The sequence below is a fragment of the Thalassospiraceae bacterium LMO-JJ14 genome, from assembly GCA_021555105.2.
Taxonomy (GTDB): Bacteria; Pseudomonadota; Alphaproteobacteria; order Rhodospirillales; family Casp-alpha2; genus UBA4479.
Genome location: CP134604.1, coordinates 1128285 through 1142714 on the forward strand (window position 1 = coordinate 1128285; position 14430 = coordinate 1142714).

A 14430-nucleotide genomic window follows, 5' to 3' on the forward strand; every position below is an offset into this window, starting at 1 on the left:
TGCGGTATGTTCATAATTGCGGCAACGCTTCGGGGGCGTTTGCCATCGCCAGCAGGGCTTGATGATTAGTCTTTCCGGATGCGGCCAGCGGCCAATCATCGACGAGATAGAATTTAGAAGGTATCGCGTGCCGCCCTAACTGCGATCTGCAAATTGCGGCAAATTCCCGGGCATTCGGCTTGCACCCGTTCTGCTTGAGCTTCAGAAACGCAATTACACGCTGCCCGCGGAGCGCCTCATCTATTCCGATTACCGAGACATTCTCGACGGATTCATGTACGCCGATTGCGGCTTCGACGGCTTCTGCATAAAGATTGGCACCAGAGGTTATAATCATCCGCATTTCACGGCCGGCTAAATACAGAAACCCGTCCGTGTCCAGATAGCCGTGATCGCCGACCGTAAAAAAACCTTTGTCCCACATGCATTCAGGGCTTTCACCGATCACATAACGGCTGAACAGCATCGGACTCCTTACCCAAATCGCGCCGGTCCGCCCTTGTTCCAGGCTGGTGCCGTCAGCGCCACGGATATCTATTTCAACCCCGTCGAATGCTTTGCCGACGGAATTTGCCGGCGGGTTATCGCCGGGGCGGGCGATGCTTACAAAACTAAGTTCGGAAGCGCCGTAAAACTCCAGTATTTCCGCATTCTGTATTGCGCACTGTTGGTCATTCGTGATGCCGCCACGCCATTTTGCACCGCTTGTAATTATTAAACGAAGCGAGTCCGAAAGCGGCACGCCGGATCGACTGGCCATGTCGATAAGAAGCTTGGCCTGGGTTGGAACGGCCAGCAATACAGTGCTCCTGTCAGAGCGCATGTCCGCAAGAATATTCTTTGGCTGGAACTGCTGGCAAAGCCTTAGGCTGGCGCCGACATAAATGCAGTGCGCCAAAGCATAAAGAAACAAGGAAAAAGACACCGACCCCGGTGCACAGACGCGGTCGTCATGGCGCATTGAGAATTCGGATTGCGCCGCAAGGATGCTTGAGACCCAAGAGCCATGCGTCCGCTCAAAGCCTTTAACCTTGCCGGTCGAGCCGGACGTGAAGCCGACCATCAATGGGGTGTCTGCGTCAGGTGTTTTTATCGAGAGGCTCGCGCATGGAAGGGTGCGGATATCCGGGAACGATGTCTGCGAAACACACAGATCAACCTGCACCGATTTCTCGACGTCCGATCGGATTGTCGGCGACCATGTGTTGTCATAGATAATAGCCCGGCGACCGGCGTTCGCGGTCGCAAGGAACGTCACCGCAAACTCTATTGATGTTGGGATATCTATCGCAACACTCCCGTCCTCGGGTGTTTGCGATGCTATCCATGCCCCCAGAATCTCAACCTGATTGAAAAGTTCGGCCCATGTAAGCTGTGACTTGCTGCAGTACAAGGCAACGTCATCTGGCCGTTCGGCAGCATGAGCTCCCAAAAATTCAGTTAAGTAAGTCATGACCTGCTTAACAACGACTCGGGTTGAAAGCGGTCAACGGTTCTGGCGATGAGTGCGCAGATAATGACTTTGAGAATATCGCCAGGAATGAAAGCCATGCTCCCGACTGCTGCGGCAGTAATTGTTAGATCCGCCATCGCGGCGAGCACGGGAATACCCAAGATATATACGACGCCTATTCCGCCGACGGATGCGGCAATTAAGGCCGCGGTGAAGACCGGCAGCCTTTTTAAAGACGTCATCAGCGCACCAGAGACAAGCGCGCCGAGCGGGAACCCGATAAGAAATCCGGCAGATGGGCCAAAGAATACGCCGAGGCCGCCGCGACCGCCGGCAAGCAGGGGCAAGCCGATGGCCACAACAAATAAAAACAGCAGACACGCGAGAAACCCGCGGACAGGGCCAAGCATCACGCCGGCAAGCATCACGCCAAGGGTTTGCGCGGTAATGGGTACACCGCCGGCAATCGGGATGTTGAATTTTGGCAGCAGCCCCAGGATGCCAATCAGGGCTGCGTATATTGCAATGTGCGAAACGGATCGTGCGTTCATTAGGCTTCCTTACCCTTGGTATTTTGCCGTGAAAAACCGCGTGCTTCCAAGGCCGTGCCGATATTGTTCGATAGTTGCAGGACACCTAGAAAATAGGCGGGCAGCAATCGCCAGGTATTTCTCCCGCCGCCACGCGCGCGCCATGAACGTTCCCGGGCATCCCACTCGGCGAACAGTACGGGTATGAACCGGAGGACAAGCGCTACAGCCAGCGCAACCGTTGTCGGCTGGAGACCAAACCGCCGAAATGGAGAGAACAGCGGGATAACTGCGTCCATCATGTCCGACATAGTTGTCGTCATGGTTACGGCGTTTGCCAACAATACCATCGCCAAGAGGCGGCTTACGGCGACGAGTCCAACCTGCCAGTCCGTGACCCAAAGATGGAGTGCGAACAGCATGGCCAGGATTGGAAGCAGCGGTCGCAGGACGGATAACATCCGGACGGCTTCCTTGCCGAGCGACACATAGAGCAACAGCACGGCCGCAAGAACGCCAAGCATAATCCCGGTGTCGTTTACGGGCAGTATGGAAATGCTGATCAAACATAATGCGACCAGTTTGACGCCCGCCGAAAGCTGATGCGCCCATGTCTTATTTGAAAGTTGGAGGTTTAAAATTCTATGCCTCCTGCAGAATTCCACGCATCTTCGCGGTATTCCGGCAATACGTCCGATGGCTTTCCGTCAGAATGAACCTGTCCGCTATCCAGCCATATAATGCGGTCGAAATCGCTGAGTACCTCCAGATCGTGGCTGATCAAGAATATCTGCTGGGTAAACTTGGAAATCCACTTCACAAGCCGATACCTGTTGAGGAGATCCAGGCTGGAGAAAGGCTCGTCCAGGACAAGAACTTTAGGTTTGGTAACGAGAACCGCATGTATGCATAGCCACTGCTTCTGACCTTCGGACAACATATGAACGGGGCGATGCGTTAAATTTGAGGCACCCAGAGAGGTCAGGTATTCGGCGGCTATCGATTTGGCATCTTTCCGTTCGGTGCCGGACATCTCCAATGAGAATGCGATCTCTTCAATGACCGTCGGAAAAATGATCTGATGGTCTGGGTTCTGAAAAATATACCCAACATTCGCGCGTCTATCGCGGCCCTTGTCCGTAACGTTGACACCGTTTATCAGCACTTGCCCTGATGTCGGCTTCAACATGCCGTTGAAAAGGCTCACGAGTGAACTTTTGCCCGATCCGTTTCGGCCTATCAAACCGATGCGTCGTTCCGACAGCTGCAAACTGACATTGTCGAGTACGCAGTTTCCTGCGCGCTCCAACGTTACGTTTCTGAGCGTCAGTGAATCCGTGATGGGGATACTATTCATTTTGGAAATTCTAGCACCGAATGACGATTATCAGGAAAAACCTATTTAAAGAGCGATAGCATCGGATTTTAATGTTGCTCTAACTCTATGACAAATCGATAAAATATCCGCCTTCGTACGGATAAATTAATGATCAGGCAGAGGGCCGTTCAATCGTGGCGCCGGCCCGATTGGGGACGATTCCGGAAAGAGAGTTAATGCCGAAGTTCGATTACCCTGCGGCCCTTTCTGTTACCCTGTGGGTCGTGGACGGCTGACAAACAAGATCAACGGGATTGCCGCTGCCGAGGCGATTGTATACAGGCCGAATGCGTTCAGGTAACTGATCAGCGATGCCTGATGGACAATTTCCCTGGATAGCCGTTCAAGCCCGACAACAGTTCCCACATCCCATTGCCCCATTGCCCATGGCATTTTCAATATTGGATTGAAGTTCGAAATGTTTTCCGTCAGTCGCTCATAATTGGTTGCGGTTGAGCGGATAATTTCTGTCACGGACATGGAAATGAAAAAACTGGAACCGATATTCCGCAACAAATGATAGACGGAACTGGTCTCGTCAAAATCTTTCGGATCTAAAGTCGAGAACGTCACGACGGTCAACGGAACCCAGATCGATCCGACGGCGAGCCCTTGGACGATCCCATTGAGGACGAATTCGACGGGTGCCGTATTCAGATTTACCGTCATCAGCCACAGGCCGGCGATGACCTGAAATGAAAAGCCCAGGGCGATCGATTGCCTGGGAAACTTCTGGCCAAAGAAAATGGCGGCAAAAAAGCCGACCATTGCCCCGACGCCGCGCGAGCCGACGACATAGCCGATCAGGGAATCCGGCAAGCCGACATGTTCCCTCAACAACCCGGGCAGAATCACCATCGGCGTAAAGTTCAGCATGCCGTAGATCGTCACCAGGACCAGTCCGATCGAATAATTCCGGTTCAGCAACAGTTTCAGATTCAGAAATGGTTTTTCGTGCGTCAGGCTATGCACGACAAAAAGGTAGAGCGTCAGCACCGCCAGAAAAACCTCAATCAGGATCTCGGTGGATTGGAACCAGTCAAGCCGTTGCCCGCGTGACAGCGCCAACTGGGTGCAGGCGATTGTCACGGTTAACAGAAGAAATCCCGTCCATTCCAGTCTGACGGGGGATGCATTTCTCATGCGCGGCAAAGTCAGCATTACGCCGATAGAAGCAATGGCGGCGACCGGAACGATCAGATAAAAAGCATACCGCCAGGTATAGAGTTCCGCCATCACGCCGCCGATCATTGGCCCAATGAACGCGCCCATGACGACCCCGATCCCGAACAGCCCGATGCATATGCCATGCTGGTGCTTGGGAAAAATAGCCAGTGTGATGGTTTGGCCGATGGGGGCGAGCGGCGCACCTGCGGCGCCTTGTACGATCCGCCAGAAAATCAATGCTTCCAACGACGTTGCAGCACCGCAAAAATATGTGGCGACGGCAAAAATAGCGACGCTTCCAGCCATCAGGTTGCGCCGTCCAAGACGACCTGCAAGCCAGCCCGATAAGGGTGTCGCCACCGCCGTCGCCAGGATGTTGAACGTCATGGTCCAGGAGATTTCATCGGGCGTCGCCGATAGCGATCCCTGTATCTGCGGCAAAACGGCGGCACCGATCAGGATCGACGTGCCGTAAAGTGTCACGCTCAGGACAACCATCGACAGGATCACATAACGCCGTGCCGGCGTTATTTCCGGGGGCTGTGCAGCAGCATCATGTGAGTTGGCGGCAGACATCTAAAAGGTATATGTGTTGACAGTAATCTAGGCAATAGTAACAATCATTACTATATTTTATGAGGTTTTCAGCCATGGCTAAAAACAGCCCGCCGGCGCTTTCAGAGGGGCGCTCACTGGCACTGATGATTCAGGAGGCGGCGCGTCTGCAGCGGACGGTTTTCGATCGCCGTGTGCACAAGATCGGCTTTACACGTACGCAGTGGCAGGCCCTTAGACAGGTCATTGATCTGCCGGGCGTCAGCCAGTCGGAATTGGCGGAACTTCTCGAAGTTGAAAAAGCCTCGGCGGGACGTTTGATTGACAAGCTCGAAGCCTTCGGATGGCTAGAACGTCGTCCGGATAAGGCCGACAGGCGGGTCAAGCGTATCTATGCGACCGAGCTTGGGCGCCGCATCCATCGGAAGATTACACCCGTCGCCGAGGCCATGGTCGAAGAGGAATTATCAGGATTAAGCAAGCGTGAGCGGGAAATGCTGTCCGGGCTTCTGCTCAATATCAAGCATCGGCTTCAGGAGATGGCACTGGCAAATGATTTGATCGATTTGAAAGAGCTCGAAAAAGACAATGCCTGATGACGTCTCTATTTCCGGCATCGGCGAGACCGAGTTGCCTATTCTCAAGCGGTCCAGAAAAAAACTGCTGACACGCCTCGTCCTGCTTGGTGTCGTGCCGCTGATTGCGATCGTTTTTGCTGTCGGATACTGGATGTATAGCGCCCGCTATGTCTCGACCGAAAACGCATATGTGAAGACCAACATCGCCAAATTGGCGGCTGAGGTTTCCGGCAGGGCAATCACGGTCAACGCGCACGCCCATCTGAAAGTCAGGAAAGGGGATGTTCTGGTCCAGATTGATCCACGTCCCTTTGAGATTGCTGTCGAGCAAGCCCAGGCGGACCTCGACGCCGCCAGACAGGAAATCGAAACTCTTGCCGCCACACTGAAGGAAGCCAGAATTGAGCTCAAGGACGCACAGGACCGGGCCGCATACTTTCGCAAGCGCTTTGAACGGCAAATTCAACTGACAAAACAGGGCATTACATCCGCAACCCGGAGTGATGAGCTGGAAAACGATGCCAATGCCGCCGCCGATCATGTCACGTTGGTGCGCCAGAAAATACAACGGGTAAAAGCGGCATTAGGCGGCAACGATCAACAACCGATAGACAAGCATCCGCTGGTCCGGGTGAAGATCGCAGCGCTCGAACAAGCCCGGCTGGATCTTGAGAACACGACGATCAAATCGCCGGTAAACGGGACCGTGGTCACCGTGCCGTTGCTGCCTGGTGAACAGATAACGGCAGCAGAACCGTTGTTCGCCATCGTCAGCGATACGGCCCCCTGGGTCGATGCCAATTATAAGGAAACAGAACTGACACATGTCAGCGTTGGACAGAAGGCTACGGTGGTCCTGGATATTTACCCGGACTATACCTGGCAAGCCGAGGTGCAAAGCATTTCGCCTGCAACGGGGGCGGAATTTGCCATCCTGCCGCCACAAAACGCTTCGGGTAACTGGGTCAAGGTCGTGCAACGGTTGCCGGTTCGCCTGAAACTGTCTCCATCCCCCGAAGCGCCGGCCCTGCGCGCCGGGATGACCGCCACGGCAACCGTCGACACAGGACAGAAAAGAACACTTGCCGATTTGCTGGGCGGCATTCAGGCAATGGCGAAATCGCTGCAATAATTTTAAGGTAAAAAGGTGCCGGATTCCCTGGTTGACCCGACTTGGTCAAATGCTATGTGCAGTGCGCTACCGGCGCAGGCGCAAATAGGCGAACAACCGACAAACGCAAAGTATTAATAACAGTAAGAGTGAGACGATGGATTTTTCGCTGAATGATGAACAACGCGCGATGCAGGAATCTGCACGGCGATTTGCTGAGAAAGAGTTGGCCGAGCCTGCCAAGGAAATTGAAGAGACCGGCCATGCGGCGGGCCTCAGTGTCATGAAACGCTTCGCCGATATGGGGATGTTAGGTATTAATTTGCCGTCGGAACTTGGTGGTGCCGGGCTTACACATTTTGATGCGGTATTAGCGCTTGAAGAAATTGCCAAGGTGTCTTGCGGCGTTGCATTTCCGGTTTTCGAGTCTTGTTTCGGGCCCGTCTTGGCCATTGCTCATTTCGGCAGCGAAGAGATGAAGCAGCGAATTGTTCCGAAAGTCTGCGCCGGCGAAATGATTGTTGCCGTCGCCATGTCTGAACCAAACGCCGGAACAGCACTGACGGATCTGACGACGCGCGCCGATGTGAATGGCGATAAGGTCGTGGTTAACGGCACCAAACGCTGGTGTTCCGGTGCCGGTCATTCGGATGTCTATGTTGTATATTCACGGATGTCCGATCAGCAGGGGGCCGCAGGCATCGGCGCCGTTCTGGTTGAAAAAGACCGCGATGGCGTTTCGTTTGGCAAGCCTGAGATTCATATGGGGCTGCGCGGGATGGTCAGCGCCGATATCTTTTTTGATAATGTTGAAGTGCCGGCCGAGAATGTTCTGGTTCCGGCTGGCGGTTTTAAAAAGCTTATGGAGGCTTTTGATCTGGAACGGTGCGGCAATACAACGATGAGTCTTGCCGTGGCCCAATCGTCACTTGATTACGTTCTGGATTATGTTCAGGAACGCCAGCAGTTCGGGCGGCCTATTGTCGAGTTTCAGGCCGTGCAACTGCATCTTGCTGAAATGAAAATGAAGGTCGATGCAGCGCGCCTGCTTTTATACCGTGCTGTCGTAAATGCATCTCAAGGATTGCCATCGGTTGGCGACAGCTCTGTTGCCAAGTGTTATGCCAATGAAATCGCTCGCGAAGTCACCGGCAAGGCGATGCAACTGATGGGCGCTTATGGGTATTCGACCGAATTTCCTATCGAGCAAAAGATGCGCGATGCGTGGGGCTGGGGTATTGCCGGCGGTTCAATCGACATTCAGAAAGTCAACATTGCCGCATCGATGGTTGGGCGGCGTTTCTCGCAGCGGAACTGACCAAACGGATTAGATGATCGAAACCTGCGGTTGGGGGGCCGTTGTGAGTAAGCTTGCAAAGCTGCCTAGGCCGGCTTCGATTATCCCATGCTGAGGAATGATGCCGACGGAAATACGGACGCCGCGTGGCGCGCTGATCCTGCCTGCCGCAGAGTTTTCAGCGCTTACCACGGCCACGCCGTGCATTTCTTCTCTATCAGGATGATGAATAAGCCCGTCCGCGCCCCGAACACGGTTAAGGCGTTGTGTCCGTGTATGGCTGCTTTACGAGAAAGTCGAAATCAACACCGCTTCCGGCTTGCTGGATGTGTTCGTTGAACAGCTTGGCATAGCCACGCATGGGGGGCGTGATCGGCGGTGTCCATGCTGCCCGCCGGCGGTCGAGCTCCTCGTCCGTCACCTCGAGTTGCAAAAGCCGTTTCGGGACGTCCAGGCGGACGATATCACCGCTCTCAACGAGGGCCAATGGACCGCCGATGGCGGCTTCCGGCTCTGCATGCAGCACGATGGTGCCGAATGCGGTGCCACTCATCCGGCAGTCGGAGATTCTGACCATATCCTTGATCCCCTGGGCCGCCAGTTTCCTGGGGATCGGTATATATCCCGCTTCCGGCATACCTGGGGCACCCTTCGGGCCGGCGTTGCGCAGGATCAGGATATCCTCGGCAGTGACATCAAGGTCGGGATCGTCAATTCGTGCGGCCAGATCCTCCAGGGAGTCGAAGACGACGGCGCGACCGGTATGGACAAGTAGATCCGGGGAACAGGCCGACTGTTTGATGATGGCGCCGTCGCCCGCAAGATTACCTTTAAGGAACGCAATGCCGCCGCCCGAATGGATCGGATCGGAAAGCGGGCGGACCACGTCCTGGGCGTGTCCCGGCGGCAAAGCCTCGATTTCCTCGCCGAGGGTGCGGCCGGTCACGGTCATGCATTCCAGATTCAAAAGCGGTTTGAGTTCACGCAGGATGGCTGCTGTCCCGCCGGCGCGGTGCAGGTCATCCATGTAATATTTTCCGGACGGGTTCAGATCCACCAGCACGGGCGTTTCCTCGCCCATGCGGTCGAAAGCCTCCATATCGACCTCAATACCGAGTCGGCCGGCGATCGCCGCAAGATGCACGACACCGTTCGTCGACCCGCCGATGGCGAGCAACATGCGCAGGCCGTTGGCGATGCTGTCCGGAGTCAGGATCTTTGAGGGGCAGAGGCCTTCCGTCGCAATTTCCATAGCCCTGGCGCCGGCGGCTTCCGCATGACGCAGGCGGTCGGCATACACCGTCGGAATGGTGGCGCCGCCGGGCAGCATCATGCCCATCGCTTCAGTCATGCAGGCCATCGTCGAGGCCGTCCCCATAACGCCGCATGTGCCGGCTGTCGGGACCAATCGGCCTTCCACCCTGTTGATTTCATCGCTGTCGATGTTTCCAGCCCGATATTGCCCCCAAAAGCGCCGGCAATCTGTGCAGGCGCCAACACGTTCCTCGCCATGGGTTCCCGAAAGCATCGGGCCGGTGACGACCTGAATGGTCGGAATGTCGGCGCTGGCCGCGGCCATCAGTTGCGCGGGCACCGTCTTGTCGCAGCCGCCGATCAGGACACAGGCGTCCATGGGCAACGCGTGCATCATTTCTTCCGTGTCCATGGCCATGAGGTTGCGCAGGTACATGCTGGTCGGAAATGAAAACGATTCGTGAAGCGAGATCGTCGGGAACGTCATCGGCAGACCACCGGCCAGCATGACCCCGCGCTTAACGGCTTCGGTGATCTTGGGCACGTTGGCATGACAGGCATTGTATTCGGAAAAGGTGTCGGCAATCCCGATCACTGGGCGCGACAACGCATCATCCGAATATCCCATGGCCTTGATGAACGCCTTGCGCAGATAAAGCGCGAATTCCTCATCGCCGTAGCGGGTAAGCCCGCGCCGCATGCCTGTTAGTTTTGCCATCTTCTGATTTTCGCTCCCAATTGGTATCAGTTCGTTGCCATCCTGCCGCCGAAAAATGGTTCCGGCAACTGGATCAAGGTCGTTCAGCGCTTACCGGTGAGACTGAAATTTATCGCACACACTGATTCGCTGGTTCGGCACGCCGGTATAACGGCAACCGTCGATATGGGCCAGAGATGGCCACTTTCCGGCCTGTTGAGCGGCATCCAGGCGAGGGCGGAACCCTTACAGTAACGTCGGTCTGCGTTTTTGCCAGACGGTATCGGGTTTTAATATCTTTTTATGAGCCCGTTCGATGATAAGACGTTTGTATATTTCCCGGTCTCAATTCATTCATGCTCAGCGGCCTGATAGAGCACCTTTTTCTCGATAAGCGTATCAATTTCATTCTTTTTATATCCCCATTCGGCAAGCGCCGAGATGGTGTCCGCGCCTTCCCTGGCGGGGGCATTCTGGATCGCCCCGGGCGTTCGCTCAAAGCGTGGGGCAGGCGCAGGTTGGATATCGCCGTTCACATCAATGAATGTCCCGCGCGCCTGATTGTGCGGTTCTGCAGGTGCTTCCGATAATGTCATCACCGGTGATAGGCATGTTTCGGCATCGGCAAAAAGACGCGCCCACTGATCGCGGGTTTTCTCACGGATCACAGCGGCGATACGTTCCTTTAACGCAGGCCATTTCGCGCGGACGTTCTGGTCTTGCGCCAAAGATACCGGTAGACCGAGACGGCGCAAAAGCTCTGTGAAGAATTTGGCTTCGACAGCACCGACAGCAACAAACCTACCATCGGACGTCTGATAGCAGGTATAGAAAGGCGCGCCGCCATCGAGCACATTGTTGCCGCGATTGCTGTCAGACCATTGTCCCGCCCGCATCATGCCGAAAAATGACGTCATCATGCTTGCGGATGCATCAATCATCGCAGCGTCAATAACCTGCCCGGTATTCGAGTTTGATCTTTCGAAAAGCGCAGCGACGATACCGAAGGCAAGCAGCATGCCGCCGCCATAATCACCGACAAGATTGAGCGGCGGCACAGGGTATCCATCCGGACTGCCGATGCCCGCCAATACGCCCGTGGTCGCGATGTAGTTGATGTCATGTCCGGGAAGGCCGGCATTCGGGCCTTCCTGTCCCCAACCGGTCATGCGCCCGTAAATGAGCCTGGGATTCTTTGCCTGAGCAACATCGGGACCAAGGCCCAGCCGTTCCATGACGCCTGGGCGCATGCCTTCTACCAGTACGTCGGTTTTGGCGATGAGATCCAACGCAAAGGCTGTCGCCTCGGTGTTCTTGAGGTCTATGGCAATGGACCGGCGTCCCCGGTTCATGGGGTCATGTTGCGTCTTCGCCATGCTGGCGTCCGCCACCGCGCGGTCCAGCCGCAGAATGTCGGCGCCTAAATCCGAAAGCAACATGCTGCAATAGGGGGCCGGTCCCTTGCTTGCGAATTCAAGGACCCGCACGCCGACAAGTGGCCCTTGTGCTTTTTTAGGAGACTCAGTCATCTGCGATCACGTTTGTCGGGACCGCTATTAAGTGCCACGTGCGGCAAACGATGCGGTTCTCAAAATCATGATTTGCGATAAATTGAATCATCACACCTAAACCAATTCCATCAGATTGTTGTAGTATTTAACCCTAAAATTCCCAGCTTCACATATCAATCAAGATCGCTGAAAAGCCAAGGCTTCACGCACATAACATGAATCTGCGTGTAGATATTCCGGACGAACAGCAGCGTAAAAAAAACGGGGAGCAAATTAGATTGCTCCCCGTTCAGTTGGCTAGCGGAATGTCAGGGAGGACACCGCTGAGAGATAATTTTTCGAATTATTTGACAGGCATTTTGCTGTAAATTTCCTGCCACAGCAGTTTCTCGAGGGTTTCCGGCGTACGGCCGTTATCCGCAATCAGCTTTTTCCATTTGACCGTCAGACGCTGCATCGAAGCGAGGATTTTTGCAGGATCCTTGATGCCGCGCGATTTGCCTTTGTCGACGACTTTGTTCTTGATGAAATCAGCCCGGAACTCCGTGATGAATTTCGCAAGGTCAGGGTCGGCTGCATAGAACTTGTTACCCTTGGCTTCCATTTCCTTTTTCACGGAAATGTCCTGATTGACGTAGTTAAAAACGCTGCTGGAGATCAGCTTCGGCAGGTTTTTCAGGATTGCCGTCTTTTCGTCTGCTGTCAGGTTGTCCCATTTGTCCGTGCGAAGGTTGATCAGGGATGCGCCCATGAAACCACCAAGAGAGTTGGTGATGATGTTGTGCGCCACTTCACCCAGAGAACGCGTTTTCTGGCTGGTGATGCTGTGGGTGGCACAGTCGATGATGCCTCTTTCGAGCGCTTCGTACATTTCGTTGGCGGAAACGGAAACCGGAACGGCATCCATACCCTTGATCATTTCAGTCCAACCCGCAAAGCCGCGTGCTTTCTTCCCTTTGAAGTCAGCAAGGCTCTTGAGCGGTTCTTTGCACTGGAAAAGATAGTCCGTCAGCGCATACGTACCCAGGAACTGGGTGTTGAAATTCTCGCGGTATTCGTCCGCGCATTCATCACATTCGAACAGAACCAATTCGTTGAGAGCGCCGGTCATCGCGATGGCGTCATCGTTCAGGAATGCGAAATCACCGATGAAGTTATCTACCGGCATTTCCGAAGGCACATACACGCCAACGAAATAACCGGCATCGGCAATACCGTCACGAATGCCGGCGGGAATGTCCTTTGGGCCGAGCAGTGAAGATGCGAAGTGCCATTCCCATTTAAGGCTGCCGTTGGAATCTTCTTCAACAGCCTTGAAGAACTTTTCTAGTTCAGGGTTGGTCGAGTGTTTCAATCCAAGGTAGTTGGCGTATACCAGTTTTTTCTCTGCTGATGCAGGATAGGCGAACGCCAGGACGGCAAGAGCAAGTGCCGCCATTTTCAATATTGAGTGTTTCATTTCCGTCTCCCAACTAAGGTAGTGGTGTTAATTTTTCGATTCTCAACTGTTTACACCACGGAAACAGATGAGATGTTGGCCGTAAAAAATTCTGATGGCCGCATGTGGTTGTGATGCATATCCCGTTACCTCAACATCATTGTCGGCAACAGCAGGGATATGTCCGGGAACGCAATCAGCAGGGCCAGCGTGACGATGTCGGCCAGGACAAACCACAAGACGCCCTTGAAGATCGTCTCAAGTGGAACTTTGTCGCCAACGACACCCTTGATGACATAAACATTGAGGCCGACCGGCGGCGTGATAAGGCCGATCTCGAGATATTTGATCACCAGCACGCCAAACCAGATGATGTCGGCGCCCGATGCCTCAAACAGCGGCAACAGAACGGGCAGCGTCAGGAGCATCAGGCCGATAGAGTCCAGGAACATCCCGAGGACGATGAATATCACCGAAGATGCGATCACCAGAACGATCGGGTCCAGGGCGTGGTCGCCAAGCGCCAGGCTGAGGGCTGCGGGAACGCCGGACATGGCCATGAAGCGGGTGAGCATGATGCCGCCAAGGGCGATGAAGAAAATCATCGATGTCGCTTTAAGGGATTCGATGACTGATTCTTTGAAGACCTGCATCGTCAGTCGACGCTGCATCCCGGCGATAACGAAGGCCAGGAAGGCGCCGCCGGCACCGGCTTCGGTCGCTGTGAATACGCCTGAATATATGCCGCCGAGAACACCGAGAATGAGAACCGGCAGCGGCCAGATATCGCGCAGCACGGCAATACGCTCGCCCCAAGTGACGCCGCCTTCGACCTTTGGTGCCAATTTCGGATTGATGATGCACCGGGTCACGATCATCGTTGCGAACACCAGAGCCGAAAGAATGCCGGGTAAAATACCCGCGATCAGCATTTGACCAATTGATGCTTCGGCGAAAATAGCAAACAGAATGATCAGGATGGACGGCGGGATCAGCGATCCCAGCGTGCCCGCCGCAGCGACAGTGCCGGTCGCAAGGCCCGGATCGTACTTGTATTTCAGCATTTCCGGGATGGCGATCCGGCCCATGGCGGAGGCGGTGGCGACGCTTGAGCCCGAGGCTGCAGCAAACAGTGCGCATGCCGCAGTGCTGGCGATGGCAAGGCCACCCGGCAGTGAGCTGAGCCAAAGACGCGTCGCGCGGTACAGGCTCTGCGTCAGACCCGACTTATACGCGACGTTCCCCATCAGCAAGAACATTGGCACGGCGGACAGCGACCAGTGCGCAATGAAGTTGAATGTCAGCGTTTCCAGGGCGGCAACGGCAGGCATCGGGCCTCGAATAAGGGCAATGCCGCCTAGTGAAACAAGACCGAGAGCAAACGCGATTGGAATGCGAAGAGCCAACAGCACGAGCAGGACGGTAAGTCCTATGATTCCGATAGTCAGGGCCATTTATAGA

The 14430-nt window shown here is 54.8% G+C and carries 12 protein-coding genes; 3 read left to right on the forward strand and 9 right to left on the reverse strand.

The features are described from left to right. Positions 1-10: 10 nt before the first annotated feature. The 5 genes from L2D14_05505 to L2D14_05525 all read right to left on the reverse strand — a co-directional run bounded on the left by L2D14_05505 (position 11) and on the right by L2D14_05525 (position 5104). Positions 11-1453 carry an AMP-binding protein gene (locus L2D14_05505; protein WNK00881.1) on the reverse strand — a complete coding sequence of 481 codons (1443 nt, stop codon included), beginning with the start codon at positions 1451-1453 and terminating at the stop codon, positions 11-13. Further along, positions 1450-2004, reverse strand: a complete 555-nt coding sequence (locus L2D14_05510; protein WNK00882.1) for a biotin transporter BioY — start codon at positions 2002-2004, stop codon at positions 1450-1452. Before L2D14_05510 ends, L2D14_05505 begins: the two co-directional genes overlap by 4 nt. After that, the gene (locus tag L2D14_05515; protein ID WNK00883.1) at positions 2004-2648 is read right to left on the reverse strand and encodes a CbiQ family ECF transporter T component; all 645 of its coding nucleotides are present in this window, start codon (positions 2646-2648) and stop codon (positions 2004-2006) included. Before L2D14_05515 ends, L2D14_05510 begins: the two co-directional genes overlap by 1 nt. Continuing rightward, entirely contained in the window at positions 2618-3340 is a 723-nt protein-coding gene (locus L2D14_05520; GenBank protein WNK00884.1) for an ABC transporter ATP-binding protein, read from the reverse strand. The genes L2D14_05515 and L2D14_05520 overlap by 31 nt, the downstream gene beginning before the upstream one ends. A gap of 231 nt (positions 3341-3571) precedes the next feature. Further along, positions 3572-5104, reverse strand: a complete 1533-nt coding sequence (locus L2D14_05525; GenBank protein ID WNK00885.1) for a DHA2 family efflux MFS transporter permease subunit — start codon at positions 5102-5104, stop codon at positions 3572-3574. A 74-nt stretch (positions 5105-5178) separates the two neighbouring features. Between L2D14_05525 and L2D14_05530 the strand changes: the two genes are divergently transcribed. The 3 genes from L2D14_05530 to L2D14_05540 all read left to right on the forward strand — a co-directional run bounded on the left by L2D14_05530 (position 5179) and on the right by L2D14_05540 (position 8090). Next, positions 5179-5679, forward strand: a complete 501-nt coding sequence (locus tag L2D14_05530; GenBank protein ID WNK00886.1) for a MarR family transcriptional regulator — start codon at positions 5179-5181, stop codon at positions 5677-5679. Beyond that, positions 5672-6793, forward strand: a complete 1122-nt coding sequence (locus L2D14_05535) for an HlyD family secretion protein (GenBank protein WNK00887.1) — start codon at positions 5672-5674, stop codon at positions 6791-6793. The genes L2D14_05530 and L2D14_05535 overlap by 8 nt, the downstream gene beginning before the upstream one ends. A gap of 136 nt (positions 6794-6929) precedes the next feature. Beyond that, positions 6930-8090 (forward strand): acyl-CoA dehydrogenase family protein, encoded by a 1161-nt coding sequence (locus L2D14_05540; GenBank protein ID WNK00888.1) that lies wholly within the window; start codon positions 6930-6932, stop codon positions 8088-8090. Between the two features lie 235 nt (positions 8091-8325). Here the strand turns inward: L2D14_05540 and L2D14_05545 are convergent, their stop codons facing one another. The 4 genes from L2D14_05545 to L2D14_05560 all read right to left on the reverse strand — a co-directional run bounded on the left by L2D14_05545 (position 8326) and on the right by L2D14_05560 (position 14423). Further along, on the reverse strand, positions 8326-10041 hold the full coding sequence (locus tag L2D14_05545; protein WNK00889.1) for an IlvD/Edd family dehydratase: 1716 nt from the start codon (positions 10039-10041) through the stop codon (positions 8326-8328). Between the two features lie 329 nt (positions 10042-10370). Continuing rightward, positions 10371-11549: a CaiB/BaiF CoA-transferase family protein gene (locus L2D14_05550; protein ID WNK00890.1), complete on the reverse strand. Its 1179-nt coding sequence runs from the start codon at positions 11547-11549 to the stop codon at positions 10371-10373. A 325-nt stretch (positions 11550-11874) separates the two neighbouring features. Beyond that, entirely contained in the window at positions 11875-12990 is a 1116-nt protein-coding gene (locus L2D14_05555; GenBank protein ID WNK00891.1) for a C4-dicarboxylate TRAP transporter substrate-binding protein, read from the reverse strand. Positions 12991-13115: 125 nt separating this feature from the next. Further along, positions 13116-14423, reverse strand: coding sequence for a TRAP transporter large permease (locus tag L2D14_05560; GenBank protein WNK00892.1), 1308 nt, complete (start codon positions 14421-14423; stop codon positions 13116-13118). Positions 14424-14430 lie beyond the last annotated feature (7 nt).

What these genes read in the sequence shown, in the direction of transcription:
- L2D14_05505 (WNK00881.1), bottom strand. Translation starts at nt 1,453, where the DNA reads ATGACTTACTTAACTGAATTTTTGGGAGCTCATGCTGCCGAACGGCCA.
- L2D14_05510 (WNK00882.1), bottom strand. Translation starts at nt 2,004, where the DNA reads ATGAACGCACGATCCGTTTCGCACATTGCAATATACGCAGCCCTGATT.
- L2D14_05520 (WNK00884.1), bottom strand. Translation starts at nt 3,340, where the DNA reads ATGAATAGTATCCCCATCACGGATTCACTGACGCTCAGAAACGTAACG.
- L2D14_05525 (WNK00885.1), bottom strand. Translation starts at nt 5,104, where the DNA reads ATGTCTGCCGCCAACTCACATGATGCTGCTGCACAGCCCCCGGAAATA.
- L2D14_05530 (WNK00886.1), top strand. Translation starts at nt 5,179, where the DNA reads ATGGCTAAAAACAGCCCGCCGGCGCTTTCAGAGGGGCGCTCACTGGCA.
- L2D14_05535 (WNK00887.1), top strand. Translation starts at nt 5,672, where the DNA reads ATGCCTGATGACGTCTCTATTTCCGGCATCGGCGAGACCGAGTTGCCT.
- L2D14_05540 (WNK00888.1), top strand. Translation starts at nt 6,930, where the DNA reads ATGGATTTTTCGCTGAATGATGAACAACGCGCGATGCAGGAATCTGCA.
- L2D14_05545 (WNK00889.1), bottom strand. Translation starts at nt 10,041, where the DNA reads ATGGCAAAACTAACAGGCATGCGGCGCGGGCTTACCCGCTACGGCGAT.
- L2D14_05550 (WNK00890.1), bottom strand. Translation starts at nt 11,549, where the DNA reads ATGACTGAGTCTCCTAAAAAAGCACAAGGGCCACTTGTCGGCGTGCGG.
- L2D14_05555 (WNK00891.1), bottom strand. Translation starts at nt 12,990, where the DNA reads ATGAAACACTCAATATTGAAAATGGCGGCACTTGCTCTTGCCGTCCTG.
- L2D14_05560 (WNK00892.1), bottom strand. Translation starts at nt 14,423, where the DNA reads ATGGCCCTGACTATCGGAATCATAGGACTTACCGTCCTGCTCGTGCTG.